Annotated in this window: 30 protein-coding genes and 4 tRNA genes; 16 read left to right on the top strand and 18 right to left on the bottom strand. The window is 66.5% G+C overall.

Translation table 11 applies throughout. The features are described from left to right. Positions 1-28: 28 nt before the first annotated feature. The 3 genes from AMK58_RS07755 to AMK58_RS07745 all read right to left on the bottom strand — a co-directional run bounded on the left by AMK58_RS07755 (position 29) and on the right by AMK58_RS07745 (position 2517). The gene (locus tag AMK58_RS07755) at positions 29-1387 is read right to left on the bottom strand and encodes a TolC family outer membrane protein (RefSeq protein WP_236778072.1); all 1359 of its coding nucleotides are present in this window, start codon (positions 1385-1387) and stop codon (positions 29-31) included. 35 nt (positions 1388-1422) lie between these two features. Next, positions 1423-1749 (bottom strand): rhodanese-like domain-containing protein, encoded by a 327-nt coding sequence (locus AMK58_RS07750; RefSeq protein ID WP_079285609.1) that lies wholly within the window; start codon positions 1747-1749, stop codon positions 1423-1425. A 111-nt stretch (positions 1750-1860) separates the two neighbouring features. Next, a complete protein-coding gene (locus AMK58_RS07745) occupies positions 1861-2517 on the bottom strand; it encodes a protein-L-isoaspartate O-methyltransferase family protein (RefSeq protein ID WP_035673824.1) in 657 nt (218 codons plus the stop codon). Between the two features lie 218 nt (positions 2518-2735). Between AMK58_RS07745 and AMK58_RS07740 the strand changes: the two genes are divergently transcribed. The 3 genes from AMK58_RS07740 (at position 2736) to AMK58_RS07730 (ending at position 3532) form a co-directional block, all read left to right on the top strand. Then, positions 2736-2809, top strand: a tRNA-Cys gene (locus tag AMK58_RS07740). Between the two features lie 221 nt (positions 2810-3030). After that, positions 3031-3106: transfer RNA gene (locus tag AMK58_RS07735), tRNA-Asn, on the top strand. Positions 3107-3301: 195 nt separating this feature from the next. Next, positions 3302-3532 (top strand): hypothetical protein, encoded by a 231-nt coding sequence (locus AMK58_RS07730; protein ID WP_035673821.1) that lies wholly within the window; start codon positions 3302-3304, stop codon positions 3530-3532. A gap of 50 nt (positions 3533-3582) precedes the next feature. Here the strand turns inward: AMK58_RS07730 and AMK58_RS07725 are convergent, their stop codons facing one another. Both AMK58_RS07725 and AMK58_RS30825 read right to left on the bottom strand, forming a co-directional pair. Further along, positions 3583-3822 (bottom strand): hypothetical protein, encoded by a 240-nt coding sequence (locus AMK58_RS07725; protein WP_035673819.1) that lies wholly within the window; start codon positions 3820-3822, stop codon positions 3583-3585. Positions 3823-3951: 129 nt separating this feature from the next. Continuing rightward, positions 3952-4128 (bottom strand): hypothetical protein, encoded by a 177-nt coding sequence (locus tag AMK58_RS30825; RefSeq protein WP_167555886.1) that lies wholly within the window; start codon positions 4126-4128, stop codon positions 3952-3954. Positions 4129-4317: 189 nt separating this feature from the next. Between AMK58_RS30825 and AMK58_RS07720 the strand changes: the two genes are divergently transcribed. The 8 genes from AMK58_RS07720 (at position 4318) to AMK58_RS07685 (ending at position 10845) form a co-directional block, all read left to right on the top strand. Beyond that, complete coding sequence (locus AMK58_RS07720) at positions 4318-5340, top strand: S1C family serine protease (RefSeq protein ID WP_051140239.1); 1023 nt, start codon at positions 4318-4320, stop codon at positions 5338-5340. 84 nt (positions 5341-5424) lie between these two features. Further along, positions 5425-6033, top strand: coding sequence for an NUDIX domain-containing protein (locus AMK58_RS07715; RefSeq protein WP_035673817.1), 609 nt, complete (start codon positions 5425-5427; stop codon positions 6031-6033). Positions 6034-6144: 111 nt separating this feature from the next. Next, entirely contained in the window at positions 6145-7149 is a 1005-nt protein-coding gene (locus AMK58_RS07710) for a cysteine synthase A (RefSeq protein ID WP_035673815.1), read from the top strand. A 16-nt stretch (positions 7150-7165) separates the two neighbouring features. Beyond that, positions 7166-7873, top strand: a complete 708-nt coding sequence (locus AMK58_RS07705; RefSeq protein ID WP_035673813.1) for an alanyl-tRNA editing protein — start codon at positions 7166-7168, stop codon at positions 7871-7873. A 15-nt stretch (positions 7874-7888) separates the two neighbouring features. Beyond that, the gene (locus AMK58_RS07700; RefSeq protein ID WP_059398784.1) at positions 7889-8791 is read left to right on the top strand and encodes a sulfurtransferase; all 903 of its coding nucleotides are present in this window, start codon (positions 7889-7891) and stop codon (positions 8789-8791) included. Then, positions 8788-9222, top strand: a complete 435-nt coding sequence (locus tag AMK58_RS07695) for a GNAT family acetyltransferase (RefSeq protein ID WP_051140238.1) — start codon at positions 8788-8790, stop codon at positions 9220-9222. Before AMK58_RS07700 ends, AMK58_RS07695 begins: the two co-directional genes overlap by 4 nt. Beyond that, a complete protein-coding gene (locus tag AMK58_RS07690; protein WP_035673811.1) occupies positions 9198-9839 on the top strand; it encodes a GNAT family N-acetyltransferase in 642 nt (213 codons plus the stop codon). Before AMK58_RS07695 ends, AMK58_RS07690 begins: the two co-directional genes overlap by 25 nt. 52 nt (positions 9840-9891) lie before the next feature. Further along, complete coding sequence (locus AMK58_RS07685; protein ID WP_035673808.1) at positions 9892-10845, top strand: EamA family transporter; 954 nt, start codon at positions 9892-9894, stop codon at positions 10843-10845. On the opposite strand, the gene AMK58_RS07680 is transcribed toward AMK58_RS07685, so the two are convergent. From AMK58_RS07680 to AMK58_RS07660, 5 genes are all read right to left on the bottom strand, one after another. Then, positions 10781-11866, bottom strand: a complete 1086-nt coding sequence (locus tag AMK58_RS07680) for a pyridoxal phosphate-dependent aminotransferase (protein WP_035673805.1) — start codon at positions 11864-11866, stop codon at positions 10781-10783. The two genes, AMK58_RS07685 and AMK58_RS07680, sit on opposite strands and share 65 nt — an antisense overlap. Before the next feature lie 142 nt (positions 11867-12008). Next, positions 12009-12785, bottom strand: coding sequence for an amino acid ABC transporter ATP-binding protein (locus AMK58_RS07675; protein WP_035673951.1), 777 nt, complete (start codon positions 12783-12785; stop codon positions 12009-12011). Positions 12786-12807: 22 nt separating this feature from the next. After that, on the bottom strand, positions 12808-13926 hold the full coding sequence (locus tag AMK58_RS07670; protein WP_051140237.1) for an amino acid ABC transporter permease: 1119 nt from the start codon (positions 13924-13926) through the stop codon (positions 12808-12810). Positions 13927-13931: 5 nt separating this feature from the next. Beyond that, positions 13932-15131, bottom strand: a complete 1200-nt coding sequence (locus tag AMK58_RS07665) for an amino acid ABC transporter permease (protein ID WP_035673803.1) — start codon at positions 15129-15131, stop codon at positions 13932-13934. A 199-nt stretch (positions 15132-15330) separates the two neighbouring features. Beyond that, positions 15331-16353, bottom strand: coding sequence for an amino acid ABC transporter substrate-binding protein (locus AMK58_RS07660; protein ID WP_035673801.1), 1023 nt, complete (start codon positions 16351-16353; stop codon positions 15331-15333). Between the two features lie 240 nt (positions 16354-16593). On the opposite strand from AMK58_RS07660, the gene metC reads away from it, so the two are divergent. Together metC and hisI are read left to right on the top strand one after the other, a co-directional pair. Beyond that, on the top strand, positions 16594-17772 hold the full coding sequence (gene metC, locus AMK58_RS07655) for a cystathionine beta-lyase (protein WP_035673799.1): 1179 nt from the start codon (positions 16594-16596) through the stop codon (positions 17770-17772). Between the two features lie 42 nt (positions 17773-17814). Continuing rightward, a complete protein-coding gene (gene hisI / locus AMK58_RS07650; RefSeq protein WP_035673796.1) occupies positions 17815-18249 on the top strand; it encodes a phosphoribosyl-AMP cyclohydrolase in 435 nt (144 codons plus the stop codon). Between the two features lie 332 nt (positions 18250-18581). On the opposite strand, the gene AMK58_RS07645 is transcribed toward hisI, so the two are convergent. The 4 genes from AMK58_RS07645 to AMK58_RS07630 all read right to left on the bottom strand — a co-directional run bounded on the left by AMK58_RS07645 (position 18582) and on the right by AMK58_RS07630 (position 19780). Next, positions 18582-18824, bottom strand: coding sequence for a DUF6460 domain-containing protein (locus tag AMK58_RS07645; protein ID WP_236778071.1), 243 nt, complete (start codon positions 18822-18824; stop codon positions 18582-18584). Positions 18825-19269: 445 nt separating this feature from the next. Then, a tRNA-Arg gene (locus AMK58_RS07640) sits at positions 19270-19346 on the bottom strand. Between the two features lie 10 nt (positions 19347-19356). Beyond that, positions 19357-19653: an ETC complex I subunit gene (locus AMK58_RS07635; protein ID WP_014240426.1), complete on the bottom strand. Its 297-nt coding sequence runs from the start codon at positions 19651-19653 to the stop codon at positions 19357-19359. Positions 19654-19702: 49 nt separating this feature from the next. Further along, a tRNA-Pro gene (locus AMK58_RS07630) sits at positions 19703-19780 on the bottom strand. 117 nt (positions 19781-19897) lie between these two features. Between AMK58_RS07630 and AMK58_RS07625 the strand changes: the two genes are divergently transcribed. Further along, positions 19898-20395 carry a hypothetical protein gene (locus tag AMK58_RS07625; protein ID WP_137165095.1) on the top strand — a complete coding sequence of 166 codons (498 nt, stop codon included), beginning with the start codon at positions 19898-19900 and terminating at the stop codon, positions 20393-20395. Positions 20396-20408: 13 nt separating this feature from the next. On the opposite strand, the gene AMK58_RS07620 is transcribed toward AMK58_RS07625, so the two are convergent. The 4 genes from AMK58_RS07620 to AMK58_RS07605 form a co-directional block, all read right to left on the bottom strand. Then, on the bottom strand, positions 20409-20891 hold the full coding sequence (locus AMK58_RS07620) for a DUF192 domain-containing protein (RefSeq protein ID WP_059398783.1): 483 nt from the start codon (positions 20889-20891) through the stop codon (positions 20409-20411). 99 nt (positions 20892-20990) lie between these two features. Beyond that, positions 20991-21545: a hypothetical protein gene (locus AMK58_RS07615; RefSeq protein ID WP_035673790.1), complete on the bottom strand. Its 555-nt coding sequence runs from the start codon at positions 21543-21545 to the stop codon at positions 20991-20993. Then, a complete protein-coding gene (locus tag AMK58_RS07610) occupies positions 21542-22099 on the bottom strand; it encodes a hypothetical protein (protein WP_035673788.1) in 558 nt (185 codons plus the stop codon). Before AMK58_RS07610 ends, AMK58_RS07615 begins: the two co-directional genes overlap by 4 nt. A 150-nt stretch (positions 22100-22249) precedes the next feature. After that, complete coding sequence (locus AMK58_RS07605) at positions 22250-23413, bottom strand: acetoin utilization protein AcuC (protein ID WP_051140235.1); 1164 nt, start codon at positions 23411-23413, stop codon at positions 22250-22252. Positions 23414-23538: 125 nt separating this feature from the next. Here AMK58_RS07605 and AMK58_RS07600 point away from each other — a divergent pair, with 125 nt between their 5' ends. Together AMK58_RS07600 and AMK58_RS07595 are read left to right on the top strand one after the other, a co-directional pair. After that, a complete protein-coding gene (locus AMK58_RS07600) occupies positions 23539-24297 on the top strand; it encodes a DUF1194 domain-containing protein (protein WP_035673784.1) in 759 nt (252 codons plus the stop codon). A gap of 79 nt (positions 24298-24376) precedes the next feature. Then, on the top strand, positions 24377-25201 hold the full coding sequence (locus AMK58_RS07595; protein WP_035673781.1) for a universal stress protein: 825 nt from the start codon (positions 24377-24379) through the stop codon (positions 25199-25201). Positions 25202-25248: the final 47 nt, after the last annotated feature.

Below are 25248 nucleotides of genomic sequence, written 5' to 3'. Positions count from 1 at the left end.
TCACCCTTGAAAGGGCGCTCAAGTGCGTTCACTCCGGCACGCCGGTTCCGATCCACTTGTTCCGCACCTGCTTGTAGTGCGTGTCGGCATCGTAATACTGGACCGGCAGGTTGAGCTGCCGCGCCGTCAACTGGCCGATCGCGCCGAGGACCGTGAAAGCCTGGACCATCTCGGTCCGCTGGGCGCGGACGAGGTTGACGCGGGCGTTGAGCAGTTCCTGCTCTTGGTTCAGCACGTCAAGCACGGTGCGCGATCCGACCTGGGCTTCCTGGCGCACGCCTTCCAGCGCGATCTCGGCGGCCCGGATCTGCGAGTTGTAGGACTCGATGCTCGCCCGCGCGGCCTGCAGCCCCTGCCACGCGCTGATCGCCGCCTCGACCGCTTGGCGGCGGGTGTCGTCGATCTGCAGGCGGGCCTGATTCGCCGTGTGCTTCGCCTCGCGGGTCAGCGCTTCCGGCAGGCCGGCCTGATAGAGCGGGATGGTGATCTGGGCGGTGAGCTGAGCGCCGTCCTGCCGCTTGATGTCGATGCCCGACGAACGACCGGCGTCGATGGTGCGGTTCGCCTGCGCCGACAGGTTGGCCGACGGAAGCAGGCGGCCGAACTGCTGGTCAACCGCCTCGCGCTGCGCCGCCTCAGTGTAGGTGGCCGACAGCACCGACGGGTTGTTCGAGCGCGCCATCTCGACAACCTCGTCGAGCGTCCCCGGCAGTTTGAACTTCGGCTTCGGGGCTTTCAGCTTGCCGGGCATCGAGCCGACGACGCGCTCGTAGGTCGCGCGCGACGCCTGGAGCGTGCCTTCGGCGGAGATGCGGGCGGCGATGGAGGCGGCCAGACGCGATTCGGACTGGCTGACGTCGGTGCGGGTGTATTCGCCGACGCGGAAGCGGTCGCGGGCGGCGTCGAGCTGTCGGCGCAGGACCTGCTCGTTGTTCGCCTGAAGCTCCAAAACCGCCTGGTTCTGCACGACGTCCAGATAGGCGGCCGCGGCGTTCAGCAGGATCTGCTGCTCGTTGGCGAGCACGGTCGCGCGCTGCGCTTCGACGGTGCGCTCGGCGCGGCGGACGGCCGGGCCTACGGTCGCGTCGTAGAGCGGCTGGGTGGCGGTGACGCCGACGCTCTTGGCGTTGTTCTCGGAACCGGTTTCGCCGCCCTGAAAGGTGCTGTTGGTGGCGTTGCGGGTGATGCCCGCCGTCGCTCGCACGGTCGGACGGTAGCCGGACAGGGCCTGCGGAACGCTTTCGTCCACGGCGCGCTGGCGGGCCCGCTGGGCGGCGAGCGCCGGATTGTTGGAATAGGCCTGCGCTAGCGCGTCTTCGAGGGATTGGGCCGACGCGGTGTCGATGCCCCCGACGAAGGCAACCCCCAGCGTGAGGGCGGTCGCCATCAAATGGCGCGCGAAACGGCTTCGCACAGTCATGTTCAATAGACCTTCATGTTCGGGTCGATTCGGCGTGCCCAGGCATCCACCCCGCCATTCAGGTTGGTGGCGCGGGAAAATCCCTGGGAACGCAACCACATGGTCACCTGCGCGCTGCGTCCGCCGTGATGGCAGACGACCACGATGTCGCGGTCCCGCGGCAACTCCCCGACGCGGGCAGGCAGTGCCCCCATCGGAATGTGGAGGCTGTCGGGAAGAGCGCAGATGGCCACCTCCCCCGGTTCCCGTACGTCGAGCACCAGCGGATCGTCACCCGATGTGCGGATGCGGTTCAGGTCCTCGACTTCCATGTCAAACGGCGCCGGCATGCCTTGATTCTCCGCTGCAGGCCGCAGGACCGCGGCCGGTGAAAGGCAAGGTGACAGGCTGGGGGACGGGTCGAAAAGGGCCGAAGCCCCCGGGATCACTCACTCTGAATGTCAGAATACGAATTTCGGCTTGGCTTCGAAACCGGGCAACGGGTGCGTGTGCGCCTCGAACAGCGTGCGGGCCGAGGTGACTCCGCCGCTGCGCTGATACAGCTTCACTTCGCCGACCCCGCGGTCACCGAGAACGGCGGCGACCAGCCGCCCGCCTTCGCCCAGTTGGGCCAGGATGCCGTCCGGCACCTCCGACACCAGACCCTCAATGACGATCACGTCGTAAGGAGCCTGCTGCGGGTAGCCTTCGGTCAGCGGAGCGGTGATAACGACGGCGTTGTCAACGCCGACCGCGCTCAGCGATTCCGTCGCCTGTCGGGCCAACTCGGCGTCGGACTCGATGCCGACCACGGTGGCCGCGAGGCGGGCCAGAACGGCGGTCGAGTAGCCGGAACCGCTTCCGATATCGAGCGCCACGTCGGTCTCGTCGATGCCCACCTCCTGGAGCATGCGGGCGAAGACCATCGGCTCCATCAGGTAGCGGCCTTTGCCAATGGCGAGATCCTCGTCCACATAGGCGATGCCGCGCGCGGCCTTTGGAACGAACTGTTCACGGGGAATGTCGAGCATGGCATCGACCAGGCGCTGGTCGGTCACCTTGTTCGGTCGGATCTGCCCTTCGACCATGTTGAGACGGGCGGCGGCGTATTCGGACATGGCGGTCGCTTACAATCTGGTGGACGGAGCGCGGCGCCAAGCCGTAGTGCGCGGCCTCGCTGCCTTGTCGCGTATATATCTTCAAAGTCTCACGAACACAACGCCGCACCGGGTCATCGAGAAAACGCCACGAAGGCGCTTGACCACCCCTGTGAACCGCAGTATACGTCCGCTCCCACGCCGCGGCGCTCCCGCTAGGGGGTGCCGGACGCAAGGATGGCGCGGTGGCAGAGTGGTGATGCAGCGGACTGCAAATCCGTGTACGTGGGTTCGATTCCCGCCCGTGCCTCCATCCTTGATCCGGTTGTGACATCAGCGAAATCAAAGCCTTTGACAAAGCATCGTGCCTGAACGGCCCGGTGCTTTTCCGCGTTTTCGCGTCCTGTGGACTTAGCCCCCTGCCCTGCTCCATCGGTCTTTTTTTTGCGATCAAAAGACTTGGCAAGCGTCGGAGGGTCCGCTATATAGCCGCCCACGCCGGACGTTGCGCGTCGCAAAGGCCGGCCAGACTGATCCCGGTTAGCTCAGTCGGTAGAGCAGCGGACTGTTAATCCGCGTGTCGCTGGTTCGAGTCCAGCACCGGGAGCCACTTCGATGAAAAGGCCGAGTCCCTGTGGGCTCGGCCTTTTCTCATAACGGAACTTCTTTCCACCGCTTTCGGCATCATCCGAAGGAACGAGCGTTCCGACCGAAGGCCTGATGCCGCCGCATGCCTCCCGGCGTTACACTTTGATCGGATGCCCTTCGAGTCGGGATTGCGCCTGTTCAGCGGTGGAGGCGGCCCATGACCATTTTTCCACTCAACTTTCATCCCCTCGCGCCGAAGGACGGAACGTCACAGTCCGATGGCCGGCAGGGCGGCGGTGGCTGGGTCGGCGCGGTGGCGATCATCGCCCTATCTATGGCGGTGGCCGTCGCCTTGCTGGGAGTCGATTGGCACCGGATGCTGTTCCGTGGCGAGGCGGTGCTTCCGGAAAACCAGCGGTCAATGGTGGTTACGCCCATGCGCCGCTGAACCGAAGCGCAGCGGTGCAGCCGATGTCAACGCAACCCCGTCCTATTCATCTATCGGGGTTGTGGGTCGTCGTAGATCAGACGGTTGTCCGCGGCCTCACCGGCGGGGTCGCCAATGTCGCGTTTCCATTCGCCGCACCAGTCGGTGGAGAGGGTGAGCGGAAAGCGCCCTTCCGTGTCGCGCGGGGTCACCTGCGGCGGAAAGCGGCGGCACAGGCCCTTCGGTCCCCTCTGGCGGATGCCCTGCCCTTCCCAGAACAGGCAGGTGTAGCAATTGTCGATTCGCTTCATCGTGGGGACGCGCTCCTTCCTTCAACGGCTGCGTCCCGGTCCGACGACCCGGTCCGGGAGCGGCGGCAGTGTCGGTCAGCCGCCCCCTCCGCGTCGATGAAGAAATGCGCGCTCCGGGGAGAGGGAGCGTCACTCGTGGCGCGGCTTGCCCTTACGCATGTCGTCGGCGTGCTGGGCGTAGAAGGCCTTGATGTCTGCATCCAGTTCGAGCTTCCGGCGTTCGCCGGACGAACCGGCGGGTTCGTCGGCGAGACGCTGGAACTCCGCCACCGCCTGTTCGAGTTCGCGTTCGCTGTTGATCGGCATCGGTCCCGTCCTTCGTCGTGTCGTTGATGCGGGTAACGTTGCCGGCGGGCGGAGGTTTCATGACCCGGACACGTCCACCCCCGTCGAATCAGGGAACCCCTTGATGGACGCGCGCTGGCGCTCATGTTTAATCCGGGGTTCGAGCAATCCGGCGTTCCGCCCGACTCGACTCCGGCACGGGAGGGAAGCATGACGGGTCGCTGGCGCCGCATCCCCTGGACCATCGCCTTCCCTGTAAGCGTCCTTGCCGCCGTCTTCGCGGCGCTTCTTCCCGTCACCATGGCGCGGGCGGACCAGCTCGACGCGGCGAAGCTGGCGGGCGCCCTGGTCCGCATCTCCGCCACCATCCTTCCCGACAGCCAGAGCGCCCGCTCGCTCGGCACGGAGCGCGAGGGGACCGGCGTCGTCATCGATGGGTCAGGACTGATCCTGACCATCGGTTACACGATTCTGGAGGCGTCGCAGCTCCAGGTGACCACAGGCGAGGGGCGCGGCTATCCCGCGGAGTTCGTGGCCTACGATCAGGCCAGCGGATTCGGGCTGCTGCGCGCCGGCATGGGCTTCAGCGCCGCGCCCGTGCGTCTCGGCGACTCCGACGCGATCAAGGAGGGGGAGCGCGCCATGGTGCTTACCCGCCAGGGGTCCAACGGGGTGCAGCCGGTGCTGATCGCCGCGAAACGCGAGTTCGCCGGATATTGGGAGTATCTGCTGGACGAGGCGATCTTCACCACCCCACCGATCATGGGCTTCAACGGCGCCGCCCTGATCGACCGCAAGGGCGAACTGGTCGGGATCGGTTCACTGATCGTTCGCGACGCGGTGCCGGCCCATGGCGGCATACCCGGCAACATGTTCGTTCCGGTCTCCGCGCTGAAGCCGATCCTGGCCGACCTTCTGGCCTTCGGGCGGAGGCAGGAGCCGGCTCGCCCCTGGCTGGGCGTCACGCTGCGCGAGGAGCAGGGCCGCCTGATGGTCGAACGCGTCACTCCGCAGAGCCCCGCCGCGACCGTGGGAATCCAGCCCGGCGACATGATCGTCGGGGTTGCCGGACAGAGGCCGAAGGGGCTGGCGGATTTCTACCGCAAGGTTTGGGGACTCGGGCCGGCCGGCGTGACCGTGCCCCTGGAACTCCTGCGCGGCCCCAAGCTGGAGCCGGTCGCCGTTCCCTCCGCCGACCGCTACAGCACGCTGAAGCTGAATCCGAGCTTCTGAAAGACAATTCGGCCACCTCGCCCCGGACCGGCGGATGCGCTACATCCTTGGATCGTGCTCTCCCAAGCCAAGGAGTCCCCGCCCGTGGATCACCCGGACATCGAGATCCAAGAAAAGAAGAGAGCCTACAACGGCTACCTGAAGATCGACGTCTACCGCCTACGCCACAAGAAGTTCGACGGCTCCTGGACCGGTGTCCTGCCGCCGCGCGAAGTCTGCGTGCGCGGTCAGGCCGTGGGCGTCCTGCTCTACGATCCGGACCGCGACAGCGTCGTTCTGATCGAGCAGTTCCGGGTCGGCTCGGCCTCGGCGGGCGGGCGGGCGTGGCTGACGGAGATCGTCGCCGGCCTTCTGGACGAAGGCGAGACGCCCGAGGAGGTGGCGCGGCGCGAGTCCATGGAGGAGGCCGGCTGCACCCTCCAGGACATCGAGATGATCGGCGACTACTACCCCAGCCCGGGCGCCTATGACGAGCATGTCACCGTCTTCTGCGGACGGGTGGACAGCCGGGGCCTTGCCGCGACGGGCGGCTGCGCCGACGAGCACGAGGACATCCGCATCATGGTCGTCCCGGCGGACGAGGCGATCCGGCTGCTCGACGAGAACCGGCTCAACAACTCCATCGCCATCATCGCGCTCGGCTGGTTCGCGCGGAATCGTGACCGGCTGCGCGGCCAGTGGATTGGGAAATAGAAAGAACGATTTGATTTCGTTCAATGCTGCATTTCACAAGCCGACCTTGAATTCCCTGGTGCGCAATCCGATAGTGTTGCCCGGCTCATCATTCGATTCGGGAGACAGTCCGTGGACATCCGCACCGGCTTCATCGGCTCCATCGGCAACACGCCGCTGATTCGGCTGGAAGGGCCGTCGAAGGCCACGGGATGCGAGATCCTGGGCAAGGCGGAGTTCCTCAACCCCGGCGGCTCGGTGAAGGACCGCGCGGCCCTGGCCATTGTCCGCGATGCCGAGCGCCGGGGCCTGCTGCGCCCCGGCGGCACCATCGTGGAAGGCACGGCGGGCAACACCGGCATCGGGCTGGCGCTGGTCGGCAACGCGCTCGGCTACCGCACCGTCATCGTGATGCCGGAGACGCAGAGCCAGGAGAAGAAGGACATGCTGCGCCTGATCGGCGCCGACCTTCGCCTGGTGCCGGCGGTGCCCTATTCCAACCCCGACAATTACGTCCGCTATTCGGGTCGGCTGGCCGAGGAATTGGCGAAAACCGAGCCGAACGGCGCCGTCTGGGCCAACCAGTTCGACAATGTGGCGAATCGCGAGGGTCACCGCCTGACCACCGGGCCGGAAATCTGGACCCAGACCGAGGGGCGGATCGACGCCTTCACCTGCGCGGTGGGCAGCGGCGGCACGCTGGCCGGCGTCGGGCTGGCTTTGAAGGAGCGCAACCCGGACGTACGGATCGTGCTGGCCGACCCGATGGGCGCCTCCCTCTACCACCACTACGCCCATGGCACGCTGAAGGCCGAGGGCAGCTCGATCACCGAAGGGATTGGCCAGGGCCGAATCACCGCCAACCTGGAAGGCGCTCCGGTCGATCAGGCTTTGCAGATTACCGACGAGGAGGCCCTGCCGGTCATCTTCGACCTGATCAAGTCGCAGGGTCTGGTGCTGGGCGGCTCGTCGGGCATCAACGTGGCAGCGGCCATCCGCATCGCCAGGGAGATGGGGCCGGGCCACACCATCGTGACGATTCTCTGCGACGGAGGGCAGCGCTACCAATCGAAACTCTTCAATCCGGCCTTCCTGCGTGAGAAGAATCTGCCTGTGCCCGATTGGCTGGATTCGTAAACGCACCCGAGGTTCCATGGAACTGATCTTCCGCGAGGACGCCTACGCCACCTCCTGCACCGCCACCGTGACCTCCGCGGACGAGCGGGGCATCCGGTTGGACCGCACGGTCTTCTACCCCAACGGCGGTGGCCAGCCCGGCGACACCGGGCTGCTGCGCGTCGCCGGCGCCACGCTGCGCATCGTCGACACGGTGAAGGGCGACGGGCCGGACGACGTGATCCATGTGCCCGAGCCCGGCGCGGCCCTGCCCGCCCCCGGCACCTCGGTGGAAGCCGAGATCGACTGGGACCGCCGGCACCGCCACATGCGGATGCACACGGCGCTGCACCTCGTCTGCGCGGTCCTGCCCGGCGCGTCGATCACCGGCGCCCAGGTCGGGGCGGAGCGCAGCCGGGTCGATTTCAACGTGCCGACCGAGGGGCTCGACAAGGAGGCCATCGCGGCGGCGCTGAACCGGCTGGTCGAAGCGGACACGCCGGTCGGCTCGCTGTGGATCACCGACGCGGAGCTGGACGCCAACCCCGAGCTGATCCGCACCCTGACGGTCAAGCCGCCGCGCGGCCACGGCCGCGTCCGGCTGGTGGACATCGCCGGGGTTGACCGCCAGCCCTGCGGCGGTACCCATGTGAAGCGGTTGGGCGAGATCGGCGGGCTCGACGTCGTGAAGATCGAGAACAAGGGCAAGCAGAACCGGCGCGTGGTCGTCGCGCTGCGTGATTGACCGGGGAGACATCCTATGACCGATTCGCACACCACGCTCACCCTCCCCGGCCCGATCGTTCCGACGGGTTGGCTGGCCGAACGGCTGGGCCAGCCGGGCCTGCGCGTCCTCGACTCCTCCTGGTTCATGCCCGGCTCCGGTCGCGACCCGGGTGCCGAGTTCCTGGAGCGGCACATCCCCGGTGCCGTGCGCATCGACATCGACGATGTGGCGCAGCCGGACACCCATCCTCTGCCGCACATGGTGCCGGATGAGGCGACCTTCGCGGCCAAGGTCGGGGCGCTCGGCGTCGGCGGCGGCGACACGGTGATCGTCTATGACAGCGCCGGCATGGCCACCGCCGCCGCGCGCGTCTGGTGGATGTTCCGCCTGTTCGGGCATGGCCGCGTCGCCGTGCTGGACGGCGGCCTGCCGAAATGGATCGCCGAAGGCCGTTCCCTGGAATCCGGACCGGCCAACCCGGCCCCGGCGGCGTTCACGGCGGCGCTGCGACCCGGCCTGCTGCGTCGGGCCGACGAGGTTCTCGCCAACATCGACTCGCGGGTGGATCAGGTGGTGGACGCCCGCGCCGCCAACCGCTACGAGGGCGCCGTCACCGAACCCTGGCCGGGCCGCCGCAGCGGGCGCATCCCCGGCAGCCTCAACCTGCCCTTCAACGAGTTGATCGACGCGGACAGCAAGACCCTGCTGCCGCCCGAAGCCATCGCGGAGCGGGCGAAGGGCGCCGGTCTCGATCTGGAGCGTCCCATCGTCGCCTCCTGCGGCAGCGGCGTGACCGCCTGCGTTCTGGCGCTCGGGCTGGCCGCGGCCGGGAAGGAGGACGTGGCCGTCTATGACGGGTCCTGGGCGGAATGGGGGCTGCGCAGCGACCTTCCGCTGGAAACCGGCCCCCTGGAGAACAAGCCGGTGACACGGTGAGCGACGCGCTGAGCATCCGCCATTACGAGGCGGCGGACCGCGACGCCGTGGTGGCGCTGTGGACCGCCTGCAACCTCGTGGTGCCGTGGAACGACCCGGTGGCCGACATCGCGCTCGCCGTGTCGAAGCCGAACGCCACGATCCTGATCGGCCGGACGGGTGACCGGACCGTGGCGTCCGTCATGGTGGGGCATGACGGTCACCGCGGCTGGTTCTACTATCTGGCGGTCGATCCAGAGTGCCGCGGGCACGGGCACGGTCGGGCAATGGTCCGGGCGGCGGAGGGCTGGCTTGTGGAGGCAGGCATGCCCAAGGCGCAACTCATGGTGCGCGCGACGAACCACGCCGTGGTGGCGTTCTATGAGCGGCTGGGCTATGCCACCGGTCCCGTTACCGTGATGCAGAAATGGCTGAAGACCGATTCTCCCTGACGCCTCCTCCCCGGACGTCCCTGCCCTATTCCCAGATCGCAGCGCCGGTGCCGCCCGGCTGTCTGTCCGTCATCGTCACCTATCTGGAGATGACGGCGCCGCCGGCCCACGCGCCCCTGCCCCGCCCGGCGGGTGACGTGGCGCTGGTGCGGGCCAACCCGCCGACCGCCTCCTACTACCGCTATCTCTACGACACGGTGGGCGAGCCCTGGCTGTGGCACGAGCGGCGGCGCATGCCGATGCCGGAGTTGGGACGCGTCGTCACCGACCCGCGGGTCGAGATCTGGGTCCTCTACGTGAACGGCACGCCCGCCGGCTACGCCGAGATCGACCGGCGGGAGGAGGACACCGATCTGGCCTATTTCGGGCTGATCCCCGACTTCATCGGCCTGAAGCTCGGCCCCTGGCTGCTCGACACGGCGATCCGGCTGGCCTGGCAGGGCGGGACGAAGAGGCTTCTCGTCAACACCTGCACCTTCGACCATCCGAAGGCGCTGCCGCTTTACCAATCGATGGGGTTCATTCCCATCCGGCATGTGACCCGCGAGATCCGCGATCCGCGCCTCCTCGGCTGGCTGCCGCGGACCTCGGCCCCGCACATTCCGATCAACGAGTGACGGGCCGACCCGGCCCGCTCTCCGCCGCTCCGAACGCCAGGACACCGACGCCATGACGAAGGGCATTCTGTTCGCGTTCCTGGCCTTCGCCTTCTTCGCCTGGGGCGATGCGCTGGTGAAGGCGATCGGGCATGGGCTGGACCCCTTCGAGGTCACCTTCTTCGCCTACATCCTGCCGTTGCTGCTCTCCCCGGTCTTCATGACCAAAGGCGACCGGGTCCGCGACCTGCTGCGCTGGAACAGGCCCTGGCTGATGACGGTGCGGCTGGTCTTCGTGGCGGCCTCCACCCCGCTCAGCGTCATGTCGTTCCGCAGCCTTCCCTTCGCGGAAGCCTTCGCGATGATCTTCCTGATGCCCAGTTTGGTGACGCTGCTGTCGATCGTTGTGCTGAAGGAGCCGGTGCGCTGGCGCCGGCGGCTGGCCATCGGGGCGGCCTTCATCGGCGTGCTGATCGTCGCCCGCCCCGGCTTCCGAGAGCTGCTGCCCGGCCATTTCGCGGCGCTGGGCTGCGCCTTCAGCTCCGCCGTGGTGGTCATCACCGGGCGGATGATCGGGCATTCCGAGAAGCGCTTTACCCTGATCGGGACGGTGTTCCTGTCGACCGCCGTCGCGTCCGGCCTGCTGATGATCCCCGGATTCGAGTGGCCGACGCGCGAGCAATGGATTCTGACGGTGGGCTTCGCCACCACGACCTTCGCCGCCCAGGCCCTGTTCACCCTGGCCGCCGCCTTTGCCCCGGCCGACCGGGTGGGGGCGGCCCAATACAGCCAGATCCTGTGGGCGCTGGCCATCGGGGCGATCTTCTTCGACGAGTGGCCGGACCTGCTGTCGCTGGTCGGCATCGTGATCGTCGTCGGCTCCGGGTTGTTCATCTTCGCCCGCGAGCACGCCCGGCATCCGGACCCTATCCCCGAACCGGTTCCAGATGCGGAGCCGGCGGTCAGCTCAGTATCTCTCCCAGAGCCGCGACCAGAGCCCGGTTTTCGTCCTCCCGCCCGACCGTGATGCGCAGGCAGTCGGCCAGACCGTAATCCAGGGTGGGCTTCACCAGGATGCCGCGGCGCGCTAGATGGTCGAGCACCGCCTGGACGCCGAGCGACGGGTCGGTCGGGATGCGCGCCAGGATGAAGTTGCAGACGCTGGGATAGACGCGCACGCCGAGCTGCTCCAGCTCGTGGCTCAGCCAGGGCAGCCACGCACTGTTGTGGGCGAAAGTCGCCTCCTCATGCTCGGTGTCGCCGACGGCGGCCTCCGCCGCGGCCTGGGCGGCAATCCCGACGTTGAAGGGGCCGCGCGTCTGATTGACCGCCTCGATCACCCCCGCCGGGCCGTAGGCCCAGCCGACACGCAGCCCGGCCAGCCCGTGCAGCTTGGAGAAGGTGCGCACCATCAGCACGTTGTCGGAGTTCTCGACGATCGCCGTCCCGTCGCTGTAGTTGTCGCGGCGGCAATAGTCGGCGTAGGCCGAATCGAGCACCAGCAGCGTGTGCGATGGCAGGCCGGCGCGCAGCCGCAGGACCATCTCCGACGGGATGTAGGTGCCGGTGGGGTTGTTCGGGTTGGCGAGGAAGCAGAGCTTCGTCCTCTCGTTCGCCCGGTCGATCATCGCCTCGACATCGACGACCAGATCGCGTTCCGCGGCGATGACCGGAGTCGCGCCGGCGGCGCGGATCGCCTTCATGAAGCCGCGGTACCCGTGCTCGTGGCACAGCACCTCGTCTCCCGGCCCGGCGAAGGCCTGGGTCACGAGGTGGATCATCTCGTCGGAGCCGTTGGCGCAGGTGATGTGGCCGGCGTCCAGATCGTAACGCCGGGCGATGGCGTGGCGCAGGCGGTCCTGCGACCAGTCGGGATAGCGGTGGATCTGCGCCGCCATGTGGCGGTAGGCGGTGAGCGCCTTCTTGCCGGGTCCCAGCGGATTGACCGTCAGCGACAGATCGACCCATGCGGCGCCGTCCTCCGGTGGTCTTGCGGGACGGTAGGGCTTGATCTGGCCAATTCCGGGACGGGGACTCAGCAGCTCCATCAGGCAGGCTCCGTTGTGCACAGCGGCAAACAGCACGAACGGACTGCATTCAACCCGAAACCGGGGCAACCCGCCAGCGGTTCCTTGCGGGTTGCGCCGGTTTACCGCGCCGGAACAAGCCGTTCCGGCGCGGTTGTGAGCATCAGTGGTTCAGGATCTGGCTGAGGAACAGCTTCGTCCGGTCCGACTGCGGGTGGTTGAAGAACTCGTTGGGCGTGTTCTGCTCAACGATCTCACCGCGGTCCATGAAGATGACGCGGTCGGCGACCGACTTGGCGAAGCCCATCTCGTGCGTGACGCAGAGCATGGTCATGCCGTCCTCGGCCAGACCGATCATGACGTCCAGCACCTCCTTGACCATCTCGGGGTCCAGCGCGGAGGTCGGCTCGTCGAACAGCATGACCTTCGGGCTCATGCACAGCGAGCGGGCGATCGCCACGCGCTGCTGCTGGCCGCCGGAGAGCTGGCCGGGATACTTGTACGCCTGCTCGGCAATGCGCACCCGCTTCAGGTAGCGCATCGCCATCTCCTCCGCCTCGGCCTTCGGCTTCTTGCGGACCCAGATGGGGGCGAGCGTGCAGTTCTCCAGCACGGTCAGGTGCGGGAACAGGTTGAAGTGCTGGAACACCATGCCGACTTCGCGGCGGACCAGCTCGATGTTCTTCAGGTTGCCGGTCAGCTCGATGCCGTCAACGACGATGGAGCCCTTCTGGTGCTCCTCCAGCCGGTTCAGGCAACGAATCATGGTCGACTTGCCGGATCCCGACGGGCCGCAGATGACGATCCGCTCCCCCTTGGCGACCGACAGGTCGATGTTCTTCAGGACGTGGAACTCGCCGTACCACTTGTGCACGCCCTGGCACTGGATGATCGGCTCCCCCTGGGGGAAGCTGCGCGCGGCGCCGGCGGTTTGGGTCATGGTCATCTCTTTTCCCTCTCCCTCAGCGACGGTGACCGCGACGCAGGTCGCGTTCGAGCTTTTGGCTGTATTTGGACATCGAGAAGCAGAACACCCAGTAGATCACGCCGATGAACAGATAGGCCTCGCGGTAGAAGCCGCGCCAGGCCGGGTCGGACAACGCCGCCTTGGCCGTGCCCAGCAGGTCGTAGAGGCCGATGATGATGACCAGCGACGTGTCCTTGAAGAAGCTGATGAAGGTGTTCACCAGCGGTGGGATGGAGATGGCGAGCGCCTGCGGCAGGATGATCTTGCCCATCGCCTGCCAGTAGTTCAGGCCGAGCGCGTCCGCCGCCTCGTACTGGCCCTTCGGGATGGCCTGGAGACCGCCGCGGATCGCTTCCGCCATGTAGGCGGCGGCGAACATGATGAAGGCGATCTGGGCGCGCAGCAGCTTGTCGAAGTTCACGCCGGTCGGCAGGAACAGCGGGAACATCACCGACGCCATGAACAGCAGGCTGATCAGCGGCACGCCGCGGATCAGCTCGATGTAGGTCACCGAGATGACGCGGATGGCCGGAAGCTGCGACCGCCGCCCCAGCGCCAGCAGGACCGACGCCGGGAAGGCCACGGACAGGCCGACCACCGACAGCATCAGGGTCAGCGGCAGGCCGCCCCACAGCGTGTTCTCGACGTAGGTCAGGCCAAGCACGCCGCCCCACATCAGCACGCCCACCGCGATCAGGCCGGCGATCCAGACGAGGGCCAGCCAGGGCTTCCAGAAACGGCGGTCGCAGCTCGCCAGCACCAGCGCGATGATAATCACGATGGTGATCAGCGGCCGCCACTGCTCGTCATACGGAAAGGTGCCGAACATGACGAAGCGCAGCTTCTCGCTGACGAAGGTCCAGCAAGCGCCACCCTCCTGCCGGCACACCTGGGGCGGCGTGCCGAAGCTGTTGGCGCTGAAGATCAGCCAGTCGAGAAGCGGCGGGATCGCCTTGAACAGCAGCCAGGCGATCAGGATCGTCAGGAGCGCGTTGTACCAAGTGTTGAACAGGTTGTTGCGCAGCCACGCCACGGGGCCGACGGTGTTGGCCGGCGGACGCTCGTCGGGAATGCTACCGGTGGGGGCGTTGGCGGTATGGACGTTGTCTGTCATGGCCGTCAGCGCTCCACCAGCGCGATGCGCTTGTTGTACCAGTTCATGAAGATCGAGATGCCCAGGCTGATGACCAGATAGGTGCCCATGATCATCGCCACGCCCTCGATCGCCTGACCGGTCTGGTTCAGCGTCGTGTTGGCGATCGACACCAGATCCGGGTAGCCGATGGCGAGCGCCAGGGAGCTGTTCTTGGTCAGGTTCAGATACTGGCTGGTCAGCGGCGGCACGATCACCCGCAGCGCCTGCGGCAGCACGACGAGCCGGAGCGTCTTGCCGCTGTCGATGCCGAGCGCCCTTGCGGCTTCCGTCTGGCCCCAATTGACCGCCAGGATGCCGCTGCGCACCACCTCGGCGATGAAGGCCGCTGTGTAGACGACCAGACCGACCAGAATCGCGAAGAACTCCGGAGTAAGGACCACGCCGCCGACGAAGTTGAAGCCCTGCAGCTTCGGCACGTCCAGCGCCGTCGGCGCACCGCCGGCGATGTAGGCGATCAGCGGCAAGCCGATCAGCAGACCGAGGCTCGCCGTTCCGATCGGGAAGGGCTGGCCCGTCCGCTCCTGCCGGGCCTTGGCCCAGCGCCGCAGGAAGATCACGCCGATCACCGCGATGGCGAGCGCGAAGCCCATCGTGCCCCACACCGGGTCGGCGGAGGGCACCGGCACGAACAGGCCGCGCTGCGACAGGAACACGCCGGGTATCGGGTTCAGCGCCTGCCGCACCGGCGGCATGCTTTCCGAGACCAGCGCGTACCAGAAGAAGAGCTGGAGCAGCGGCGGAATGTTGCGGACGATCTCCACGTAGGTGGAGGCCAGCTTGGCGATCAGCCAATTGCTCGACAGGCGGGCGACGCCGATCAGCGTGCCCAGCACGGTCGCCAGGACGACGCCGATGATCGACACCTTCAGCGTGTTCAGCACGCCGACCAGGAAGGCCCGGCCGTAGCTGTCCCGCGGGTGGTAGTCGATCAGGCTCTCACCGATGCCGAAGGAGGCCTCGCGGTCCAGGAATCCGAATCCCGTCGCGATGGACCGCTTCGACAGGTTGTCGAGCGTGTTGTGGATAAGGAACCAGCCGACCGCGATGACGATGCCGACCACCAGAACCTGGTAGAACACGGCACGGACCGTCGGGTCGCTGAGGGAAAATGAAACACCGCCAGGCGCGCTTGGGCGCGCGGTGTCCCGGGTCTCGCTGGCCACGGTTCTCTCCCCTCACCAGCATGGCAGAAGCGCGCCGGCCGCCTCCCGAACGTCCGCCGCAACCTGCGCCACGTATATCGTCTCCCAAACGGGCCTGCGGCACGGGCATTGATTCTTGTCGCCCTGCAACCGCCCCGCCCGTCGTCAAAAAAGGAAGGACCGCGGGCCTCCCTGTGGTCCGCGGTCCCCCTTTGCGTCCTTAGCGGATCGGCATCGCGTACTGCAGACCGCCGTTGGTCCACAGCGCGTTCAGGCCGCGCTCCAGCTTCAGCGGGGTCTTCATGCCGACGTTGCGCTCGAAGATCTCACCATAGTTGCCCATGGTCTTGATGATGTTGTAGGCCCACTTCTCGTCCAGCCCCAGCGCCTTGCCCATGCCCGGCGAGGTGCCGAGGATGCGCTGGATCTCCGGGTTCTTGCTGTTCACGAACTCGTCGACGTTCTTGGACGTGATGCCCATCTCTTCGGCCTGGATGGTGGCGTAGACGGTCCACTTCACCACATCGAACCACTGGTCGTCACCGTGGCGGACGGCGGGGGCCAGCGGCTCTTTGGAGATGATCTCCGGGAGGATGATGTGGTCGTCCGGAACCGGGGCCACGCCGGCGCGGGTGCCGGCCAGGCCGGAGGCGTCCGTCGTCAGCACGTCGCAGCGGCCGGCGAAGTAGGCAGCGTTCACCTCGTCGTTCGACTCGATGACGACCGGGTTGTAGGACATGTTGTTGGTGCGGAAATAGTCCGCGAGGTTCAATTCGGTGGTGGTGCCGGCCTGGACGCAGACGGTGGCACCGTTCAGCTCCTTGGCGCTCTTCACGCCGAGCTTCTTGTTCACCATGAAGCCCTGGCCGTCATAATAGGTGACCGGGGCGAAGTTCAGGCCGACCGAGGTGTCGCGGGTCAGCGTGACGGTGGTGTTGCGCGACAGCAGATCGACCTCGCCCGACTGGATGGCGGGGAAGCGCTGCTGGGCCGACAGCGGGGTGAACTTGACCTTGTTCGGGTCGTTGAACAGCGCAACCGCGACCGCGCGGCAATAATCGACATCGAGACCGGTCCAGTTGCCCGAGCTGTCGGGGTTGCCGAAGCCTGGAAGGCCGGCGTTCACGCCGCACTGGACGAAGCCGCGGCCCTTGACGGCGTCCAGCGTCGGACCGGCCTGGGCGCCGGTGACGGCGCCGAACACCACGGCCGCGGCAGCAGCGGCGAGGATTCCCGATTTCATATTAAGCTCCACCCTGTTCTTGCGTTTTTACGCTTAGGTTCATGCATTGCGCGTCCCGCATGGCGGACACGCGCGTGTGACAAGAGTGCACCAACAGCATCCGGCTTGTCGAATCATCCTTAAGCCGTGCATTTGGCTTGGTTATCCCTTACAGAGGCTTAGGGAAAAGAATCTTTGGCGGCCGGGTCCATCCTGGAATGTCGGGATACGACCGCCATCACTGTTGTTGCGGGAAGACCCATGAAAGACGCACGAAAAGATACGATCCTCGGACACGCCGGGCGCAGCCCGCGCGAGAATCACGGAATCGTGAATCCGCCGGTCTACCATTGCTCGACGGTGCTCTTCCCGACGCTGGAGGAACTGGAGGCGAGCGACCGCACCCCCTTCGACAGCATCAACTACGGGCGCGTCGGGACTCCGACCACGATGGCCTTCGAGCAGGCGGTGGCGGAGCTTGAGGGCGCCTATCGTGCGGTCAACACCGGCTCGGGCCTGAACGCCATCGCAACGGCGTTCTTCGCCTTCACCAAGACGGGCGACCATGTCCTGATCACCGACAGCGCCTACGGTCCGACCCGCCGATTCGCCAACGACACGCTGGTCCCCTACGGCGTGGAGGTCGAGTATTTCGATCCCACCATCGGCACGGGCATCACAGCGTTGCTGAAGCCGAACACCAGCGTGGTGTTCCTCGAATCGCCGGGCTCCCTGACCTTCGAGGTACAGGACGTTCCGGCCATTGCCGCCGCGGCCAAGACAGTGGGCGCCACGGTGATGATCGACAACACCTGGGCCACCCCCCTCTTCTTCCAGCCGCTGCGGCATGGGGTGGACGTGTCGATCCACTCGGCCACCAAGTACATCGTCGGCCACGCCGACGCGATGCTGGGCGTGATCTCCTGCGCCAACGAGGCGCAATGGCTGGCCGTGAAAAAGGCCGCCACGCGGACGGGCACCTGCGCCGGCCCGGACGACATCTATCTGGGGCTGCGCGGCCTGCGCACCTTGTCCGTCCGTTTGAAGCAGCACGAGGCAAGCGCGCTCGCCCTGGCCGAGTGGCTGTCGAAGCAACCCGAGGTCACGCGCATCCTGCATCCGGCCTTCCCGGAGTGCCCGGGCCACGAGCTGTGGAAGCGCGACATTGGTCGCTCATCCGGCCTGTTCTCCGTCGTCATGAACGCGGTGCCGAAGCCGGCCCTGTCGGCCATGCTGAATTCCCTGGAGCTGTTTGGGCTGGGTTACAGCTGGGGCGGGTTCGAGAGCCTGATCCTGCCGGCGCGCCCCGCCGCCATTCGCACGGCGACCCGCTGGACCGATCCCGGCACCATGCTGCGCCTGCACGCCGGTCTGGAGGATGTGGACGATCTCATCCGCGACCTGGATGGAGCCTTCACCCGCCTGAGGGCCGCCCTGTAACGCCGGGTCCCGAAGAGCGCACACACACGAGGATGGAACATCATGACGGACGCCACCGCGCCCGGGGCCTCGATCGAGCCCTCGTTCGATGACGTGATCGCCGCCATCGCCTTCAACGCCGACGGGCTGGTCCCGGCCATCGCCCAGGCGGAAGGAAGCGGCGAGATCCTGATGATGGCCTGGATGAACCGCGAGGCCGTGCTGGAAACGCTGCGCACGGGGCGCGTCTGCTATTGGTCGCGGTCCCGCAAGGGGTTGTGGCGCAAGGGCGAAACCTCCGGCCAGATGCAGCGGCTGAAGGATTTCCGCGTCGATTGCGACGGCGACACCCTGCTGGTGATCGTGGAACAGGACGGCGTGGCCTGCCACACCGGACGGCGCAGCTGCTTCTACCGCGCGCTGCGTGATGGGAAGCTCGCCATCATTCAAGACGTTGAAACCGATCCTTCGGTTCTCTATGGACACACGCATAAGTAAGACGCTAAACCTTCGCTGCAATGCGAAAAGTGTTTGATCTATGTCAACGTAGCCCGGGGCGGGAAGAGGTAGAAAGCTCTTGTCTCTAACCCTCCCTGTATTCGCCTATGCCGGGGGTTCCAATGGAACCCTCGGCTATTTTTTTGTCCAAAGTCAAAGCTGGTCCGGTTGCAGCGGATCGATAAAATTATCGCAGATTGATACAGATCAACGAAGCAGGGCGTCTGAACAGTTAAACAGTCCTTGTCTCTAACCCTCCCTGTATTCACTTAACCGGAGATCCACTGGATCTCCGGTTTTTTCTTTTGCGGGTGGGGGAGATTGGAATTGCGTTACGGGCGGTGCCGCGTGCGGGTCCAGCGCATGACCGCTCCGATGACGGACAGCGGAACGACGATCACCGCTCCGATCAGGATATAGGGCAGCGCCCAATGGAACATGTCCGCGGCGAGCCGGGCGATGTCCTGGATGGTGGCCCAGCTGTTGGTCAGGATGCTGGCCGGATTGATGTCCAGAAAGGACAGAACCAATCCGACCACGAAGCACAGCAGAAGCGTTCTGACGACCCAACCCACCAAGACATCACCTCGTACTGACGCCGAACGGCGTGGGATTGATCAAGCGCCCCGTAAAACGCCACCGGCACGGAGACCGTTCCTTGCGGTAGATGGTTACGGCGGTGGCGCATGAGAACGCCTTAGCCCAGCCTCACGCAGACGCTTTCGGGTTATCCCCATTTTCTGTGGATAACTTTGTGGATGAGTCCTCAAGCCTGTTGGAGTGGCGACAGCTTGCCGTCATGCCCCCAAATTGGGCATGGTCATCGCAAGGCGAAACCATTGGATACACTGCAAATCGTCAGTGTCGTACCGCAACCAAAGGCTTCGCAATCCCTTTGCCTACGGCAAAAAGGATATGGGGATAACTGTGTTGACCGTTTGGGAATCGGAGGCCCATCCACTGGCGGGAAACCGCAGGCGGCGCGCTTCGATCAGGACGATATGGTGTTTCAAAGGAAGGTGGCGACCCCAGCAGGATTCGAACCTGCGACCTATCGCTTAGAAGGCGATTGCTCTATCCAACTGAGCTATGGGGCCCCGGTCCGGATCAGAATCGCGGACGGTCCATACGGAAGTTGTCGGCGTAGTTGCGCGGACGGACGCGGCGCACCGGCGCGTCCTGGACCGTGTAGTCCCAGCCCTTGCGCTGGGCGAAGGCAACCGCCTCCTCCGACGTCTCGAAACCGATGCGCACCTGGTTTAGCGTGTCGCCGGAGCTGATCCAGCCCATCAGCGGCTCCGGACGGCGCGGGGTTTCGATTTCGTACTCGAGCAACCAACGATGCGTCTTGGCACGCCCGGACTGAGTGGCCGCTTTGCTCGGCTGGTAGATCCGGACCTTCATGACGCGGCATCTCCTCTGATACGTGCGTGGTGCATCGTTCGAATTTCGTTGGTCGGGGCGCCCGGATTCGAACCGGGGGCCTCCAGTACCCAAAACTGGCGCGCTGACCAGACTGCGCTACGCCCCGACGTCGCGCAGTGGAATACACGAACCCTGCGCGGACGGCAAGACGCTGCCGCATCTATCCCGCAGGGTGGACCTTCCGTATGATGCCGCCCCTTTCGACCGCGTCGGCCTCCCGTCCGTGATCATCTCCTCCCCGCCCCGTCTCGCCGTCTTCGTGTCCGGGCTGGACGATACCCCAGCCGGAGGCGCCGCCGTGGCTCTGGCCGATGCCTTGCGGCGGCGAGGGTATGGGCTCGACGTCATAGCCCCCATGGGAGGTGGACCGTTGCGGGCGGCGCTGCACCCCGGCATCGGCCAGATCGACCTTGCCAAGCGCCACACCGGCACTTCCGTCCTCGCTCTTGCGCGGATCGTTGCGGAGCGGCGGCCAGCCGGGCTCATCGGGGTGGGAGGGGACGCCGGACTCGTCGCCCTTGGCGCCGTCCGGCTGGCGCGGCAGGGCACGCCCGCGGCGGTGCTGGAGGACCAGCCGCCGCCCGACGGCGGGGTGCGGCGTGCCTTGCGGGCATGGCTGCATCCGCGTGCCTGCATCGTGGTGAGCGGCGGCACCACGCCGCCCGAGGAGGCCGCCCGGCTCGTCCTGGGCGCCTTCGGGCTGCCCGACGAGGCCCGTTAGCGCCGCGGCGCCGTCACTTCGCGGTGCCGAAGGCCGAATGCACCACGCGGTCGCCCGGACGGATGCCCAGACGGGCACTCATGCCGCCGTTGATTTCCAAAATGCCCTTCACCGGACCGGCGGAGTTCACCGCGTCCAGCGACCGCGGCACGGCGTTGGCGTGGATGTTCACGATGCGGCCGTCGGCACCGATGAAGATCATGTCGAGCGGGATCAGCGTGTTCTTCATCCAGAAGCTGGCCGGCTGCGGGCGGTCGTAGGTAAACAGCATGCCGGCGTCGGCGGCCATCGTCTCACGGAACATCAGCCCCTGCGCCTGCTGCGCCGGGGTTTCCGCCAGTTCCACATCGAAGCGGTATTTGCCGCCGCTCGCCGTCTCGACGGTCAGGGAGGAGCGCGCGAAGCTCTCCAGCGCCGTCGCCGGCAGGGCCGACAGCAGAATCGCGGCCCCCATCAGAAGCGCACCCATGAGGCCACGCACAGCCCGTCCGATCATCGCGACCAACCCATCCCTTGACGTTCAAGAGCTTGGACGATGCCGCTGCGGCGGGCGCCTGTCCAGCGGCGTCTCTCCAGACCCATTCCCTCGGCGGCGTTACGCCGCCGTCCGGTCGGTGGCGGTGGTGTAGATGTCCTTGGTCAAGGGTTTGACCTGCTTGATCTGGTAGCCGGGGCGGGCGCTGAAGCGGCGGATGGCGCGCTCCCCGGCTTCCCGGTCGCTCTCGGCCCAGACCAGATAGTCGCGCCCGCGCGCCCATTCGACGGCCAGCGGGTGCAGGGCATCGATCTCGCCGATCTGGGTGTTGACGACCGTCACCAGCCATTCCTTGTCGTTCGGATTGCGCCGGTCGGTCAGAATCAGGAGTTGGGGCCGCTGTTTGGTCTGCGCCTCGGACAGACGCCGCTGGATGTCCGACTGCTTGCGGCGCGCCTCGACCGTGTCGGCCATGCATTCCTCGATCTCCTTGACGACGTGCTCCTCCTCGTGCTGAAGCCGCCGGATCGTTGCTTCCAGCTTACCGATGGTGTCCTTGGCGGCGCGCATCCGGCTGCGGCTCTGCGCGACCTGCGAATCGACCGCGAGCAGCACATTGCCCAGCCACGCCCCGATGGCGATGATCCCCAGAATGATGAGAAAGTTGATCATCATGATGCCGGCGCCTTGATTCGGGCGGGGATGAGTCGACCTTGCGTCTTCTGGAACGCCTTGGTGAAGCCCATCTTGAAGGGGAACGCCACCTCGACGAGCTGCTTGGCCTCCTCCGCGTTGGACGCCCAAACCTCCGCCACGTTGGCACAGCGCCAGATCGGGTTGACCTGGGACTTGTCGCCACCGGAAGAGGCCTTCTCCTGGGCGACATTCACCAGGAACTTCGACAGGCCGGCCTGGGGATCGCCCACCTCGTGCACGAACACGGGCGGTTGGAGGGCGATTTCCGCGATTGCCCGCTCCATCTTGCGGTTTTCGGTTTCGGCGCGGTGCTTCTCGGCGGACGTTTGGTTGCGCCGCTGCACCTTGCCGTTCAGCCGGTCCTGAAGCTCGTGAATCTCCGAATGCAGGACGTAGATGCGGTTCTCAAGCTGGTCGATGCCTGCGGAACGATGAAGAAAGTCGGGCAGGAAACGCTTCAGCATCATTGCGACCGGCACTGCGGCCAGCATCATCGCGGCGATGGTCAGCAGGAGCAAGGTGGTGTTGGACATCGGCGGCCTGCCCCTCTCCCTCTCCGGCTTCCGGCATGGCGTGAATCATCGGAATGGCCTGCGGAAAGCGCGGGTCGCGCGAAACAGGCTCTCCGATTCGTCCCAATACGTCAACTGCGTGACTTACGCGAATGAAAAACTTTCCAAAGATTATCCAGTGCGGACCATCTTCGTGATTGCCGCAGCGGCAACGCGACGCACCTCGTCGCGCAGCGGGCCGGGACGCGACGCGTCGGCAAGAGTGGTGAACCAATGCTCCGGCGGGTTGCGTCCGGCTGCGCGCGACCAGGACAGCGCACGCAGCACGCTCTCCGCCTGCGGCGTCGGCGGCACCGCCGGGTCAATGCCGTTCAGCACCGCCCAGATCCCGGCCCAGCAGCGCCCGACGGACCAGGGGTTGTAGCCGCCGCCTCCGACCACCATCAGGCGCGGCGCCAGCCCCATCAACGCCCCCACCGCCCGCCACAGCACGCCGTTCGACAGCTCCAACCGGCTCAGCGGGTCTTCGGCGAGCGCGTCGGCCCCGGTCTGGATGACCAGCGCCTGGGGACGGAACGCCCGGCCCACAGGCAGGATCACCGTCTCCAGAAGGTAGTCCATCTCCGTGTCGTTGAACTCCGGCGGGACCGGCAGGTTGACGGCCAGCGCGCCGGGCCGATCCCCCGCTTTGCCGGTGAAGGGCCAACGTCCATCCTCATGGACCGACAGCGTCAGCACACGGTCGTCGTCGGCAAAGGCGTCCTCTACCCCGTCACCATGGTGGGCGTCGAGGTCCACGTAGAGCACCCGTTCGATCCCGGAATCGAGCAGGGCCAGGATGCCCAGCACCGGGGCGTTGAGGTAGCAGAAACCGCTGGCCCGTCCCGCGCGGGCGTGGTGGGTGCCGCTCGCCGGGCTGTAGACGATGCCGGCGGGCACCTCCGCCAGCAGGCGCCCGGCCAGGATGGCGGCACCGGTGCTGATGGCGGGGCGGCGGTACATCTCCGGAAAGACGGGATTTTCCAGCCGGCCGAGGTTGAAGCGCTCTCCCGTCGCGGCATCCACGCGCTGGTCGGACTCGGCCCGGTGCAGGGCGGCGATGTAGTCCGGGGCGTGGAAGCGGGCAAGCTCCTCCGGTGTCGCCAGCGGGCTGTCGCGGTAGACCGCATCGGGCAGCCAACCCATGGCACGGCTGAGGTCGATGGCGGTGGACACCCGCGGGATGGCCAGCGGGTGCTTCGCGCCGTAGCTGGAGCCCCGGTAGATCTCGCTGCCGAGAAACAGCGGGCGGGCGGGAAACGCTGGCGGAAGTTCGTTCGGAAAATCGATCGGCATGGGGGGGAGAGGTGGAGCGGCGACGCCCGTCCGTCAACGTCTCACGCACAAGGCCCCTTGTCGTGGCCGCGCGGCGATCTCTTTTCTTGAGGGGTCGGCGAAAACATCCGCGGGGGAGGCACGGCATGGACGGTGCGTGGCGTCTGGCGGGGGTGGCCGTCGCGGTTCTCGTGGCCGGTGGAATGGAGGCGCGGGCCCTGGCCGATACGCCGGTCGATCTGGAACTGGTGCTGGCCGTGGACGTGTCCGGCAGCGTGGACGCGGAGGAAGGCCGCCTCCAGCGCGAAGGTTATGTCGCCGCCCTCACCGACCCGAAGATCCAGGCGGCGATCCGCGGCGGTCCCTACGGGCGCATCGCCGTCACCTACGTGGAATGGGCCGGCGACAGCTTTCAGCGCATCACCGTACCTTGGACCCTGCTGAGCGACCCGGGCAGCGTCGAGGCCTTCGCCTCGTCCGTGGCCGAATCGCCGGCCCTCAGCGCGCAGTGGACCTCAATCAGCGCGGCCATCGACTTCAGCGCCCGTCTGTTCAACGACAACGGCTTCGAGGGGACGCGGCGGGTGATCGATGTGTCGGGCGACGGGGTCAACAACCGCGGCCGCCCCGTGCAATGGGCGCGCGACGAGGCGGTGGCCGCCGGGATCACCATCAACGGCCTGCCGATCCTCAACGACCGTCCCAATCCCTGGGGCGGGGCGGCGCCGACGAACCTTGATGGCTATTACGAGGAGCATGTGATCGGCGGCCCCGGCGCCTTCCTGGTGCCCGCGGTCAGCTTCGAAGCCTTCGCAGACGCCATCCTGAGCAAGCTGCTTCTGGAAATCTCCGGCCTCACTCCCGATCACGGCACGGGCGGGCGCACCGGCCTCGCCAGCCGTTAGTCGGAGCGTTGCCAGATTGGCTCAACAAACATTACCTATGGAGGGCCGGTTATCCGGTTCGAAACCTGCGAGCGAGACCATGCCGATCAAGACGATCCTGCTGCACATGTCGAACGACGACCGCCACACCCAGCGGCTTGAGGTCGCGGTCGGTCTCGCAAAGCGCTTCTCCGCTTTTGTCGAGGTGCTGTTCGTGGCCACGCCGGTGTCGATGCCCCCAGCGGTGACCGGACGCGCCGCCTCCTACGCCTACATCGCCGAGGCCACGGCCATCGCCCACGAGAAGGCCGGACAGATCGAACAGGAAGTCCGGTCGGCGCTGAAGGACTGCTCCTATTCCTGGACGGTCGACGAAGGGGACCATGTGGAGCTGCTGGCCGCCCGTGCGGCCTATGCCGACCTCGCCATCGTGAGCCAGAGCCACGGCGACGACCTCGGTGATCGGGTGATGCTCCAGGTGCCGGACCGCCTTCCGTTGACCAGCTCCTGCCCGACCCTGGTGCTTCCCTTCAACTTCCCGCCCAGGACGGAGATCGGCCGCCATGTGGTGGTGGCCTGGAAGAACACGCGGGAAGCCGGGCGCGCCGTGCGCAACGCCCTGCCCTTCCTCACGGCTGCGGAACAGGTCACAGTGGTTACCATCGACCCGCCGGGCCATGCGTTGGACGGCGGCCGCGATCTGATGATCTGGCTGGAGCGCCACGGTGTTCGCAGCCGGCACCAAGCCAGCATTTTCCAGGGCGGCGATGTCGGGGAGATCATTCTGGACAGTCATCGCAGCCTGGGCGGCGATCTGCTGGTGATGGGGGCCTACGGCCATTCCCGTCTGCGCGAGATGGTGCTGGGCGGGGCGACGCGCACGGTGTTGTCGAGCCTCACCACCCCGGTCCTGATGTCCCATTGAGACCGGGCATGCCGGCGGGCGGTGCTTCGGCACGGCCCGCCAGCGTT

Source organism: Azospirillum brasilense, from assembly GCF_001315015.1.
Taxonomy (GTDB): Bacteria; Pseudomonadota; Alphaproteobacteria; order Azospirillales; family Azospirillaceae; genus Azospirillum; species Azospirillum brasilense.
This window is presented reverse-complemented; position numbering and strand designations above follow the sequence as displayed.

Coding starts and splice junctions, on each gene's coding strand:
- AMK58_RS07755 (WP_236778072.1), bottom strand. CDS start 1,387: ATGGCGACCGCCCTCACGCTGGGGGTTGCCTTCGTCGGGGGCATCGAC.
- AMK58_RS07750 (WP_079285609.1), bottom strand. CDS start 1,749: ATGCCGGCGCCGTTTGACATGGAAGTCGAGGACCTGAACCGCATCCGC.
- AMK58_RS07745 (WP_035673824.1), bottom strand. CDS start 2,517: ATGTCCGAATACGCCGCCGCCCGTCTCAACATGGTCGAAGGGCAGATC.
- AMK58_RS07730 (WP_035673821.1), top strand. CDS start 3,302: ATGACCATTTTTCCACTCAACTTTCATCCCCTCGCGCCGAAGGACGGA.
- AMK58_RS07725 (WP_035673819.1), bottom strand. CDS start 3,822: ATGAAGCGAATCGACAATTGCTACACCTGCCTGTTCTGGGAAGGGCAG.
- AMK58_RS30825 (WP_167555886.1), bottom strand. CDS start 4,128: ATGCCGATCAACAGCGAACGCGAACTCGAACAGGCGGTGGCGGAGTTC.
- AMK58_RS07720 (WP_051140239.1), top strand. CDS start 4,318: ATGACGGGTCGCTGGCGCCGCATCCCCTGGACCATCGCCTTCCCTGTA.
- AMK58_RS07705 (WP_035673813.1), top strand. CDS start 7,166: ATGGAACTGATCTTCCGCGAGGACGCCTACGCCACCTCCTGCACCGCC.
- AMK58_RS07700 (WP_059398784.1), top strand. CDS start 7,889: ATGACCGATTCGCACACCACGCTCACCCTCCCCGGCCCGATCGTTCCG.
- AMK58_RS07690 (WP_035673811.1), top strand. CDS start 9,198: ATGGCTGAAGACCGATTCTCCCTGACGCCTCCTCCCCGGACGTCCCTG.
- AMK58_RS07685 (WP_035673808.1), top strand. CDS start 9,892: ATGACGAAGGGCATTCTGTTCGCGTTCCTGGCCTTCGCCTTCTTCGCC.
- AMK58_RS07680 (WP_035673805.1), bottom strand. CDS start 11,866: ATGGAGCTGCTGAGTCCCCGTCCCGGAATTGGCCAGATCAAGCCCTAC.
- AMK58_RS07675 (WP_035673951.1), bottom strand. CDS start 12,785: ATGACCCAAACCGCCGGCGCCGCGCGCAGCTTCCCCCAGGGGGAGCCG.
- AMK58_RS07670 (WP_051140237.1), bottom strand. CDS start 13,926: ATGACAGACAACGTCCATACCGCCAACGCCCCCACCGGTAGCATTCCC.
- AMK58_RS07660 (WP_035673801.1), bottom strand. CDS start 16,353: ATGAAATCGGGAATCCTCGCCGCTGCTGCCGCGGCCGTGGTGTTCGGC.
- metC (WP_035673799.1), top strand. CDS start 16,594: ATGAAAGACGCACGAAAAGATACGATCCTCGGACACGCCGGGCGCAGC.
- hisI (WP_035673796.1), top strand. CDS start 17,815: ATGACGGACGCCACCGCGCCCGGGGCCTCGATCGAGCCCTCGTTCGAT.
- AMK58_RS07635 (WP_014240426.1), bottom strand. CDS start 19,653: ATGAAGGTCCGGATCTACCAGCCGAGCAAAGCGGCCACTCAGTCCGGG.
- AMK58_RS07620 (WP_059398783.1), bottom strand. CDS start 20,891: ATGATCGGACGGGCTGTGCGTGGCCTCATGGGTGCGCTTCTGATGGGG.
- AMK58_RS07615 (WP_035673790.1), bottom strand. CDS start 21,545: ATGATGATCAACTTTCTCATCATTCTGGGGATCATCGCCATCGGGGCG.
- AMK58_RS07610 (WP_035673788.1), bottom strand. CDS start 22,099: ATGTCCAACACCACCTTGCTCCTGCTGACCATCGCCGCGATGATGCTG.
- AMK58_RS07605 (WP_051140235.1), bottom strand. CDS start 23,413: ATGCCGATCGATTTTCCGAACGAACTTCCGCCAGCGTTTCCCGCCCGC.
- AMK58_RS07600 (WP_035673784.1), top strand. CDS start 23,539: ATGGACGGTGCGTGGCGTCTGGCGGGGGTGGCCGTCGCGGTTCTCGTG.
- AMK58_RS07595 (WP_035673781.1), top strand. CDS start 24,377: ATGCCGATCAAGACGATCCTGCTGCACATGTCGAACGACGACCGCCAC.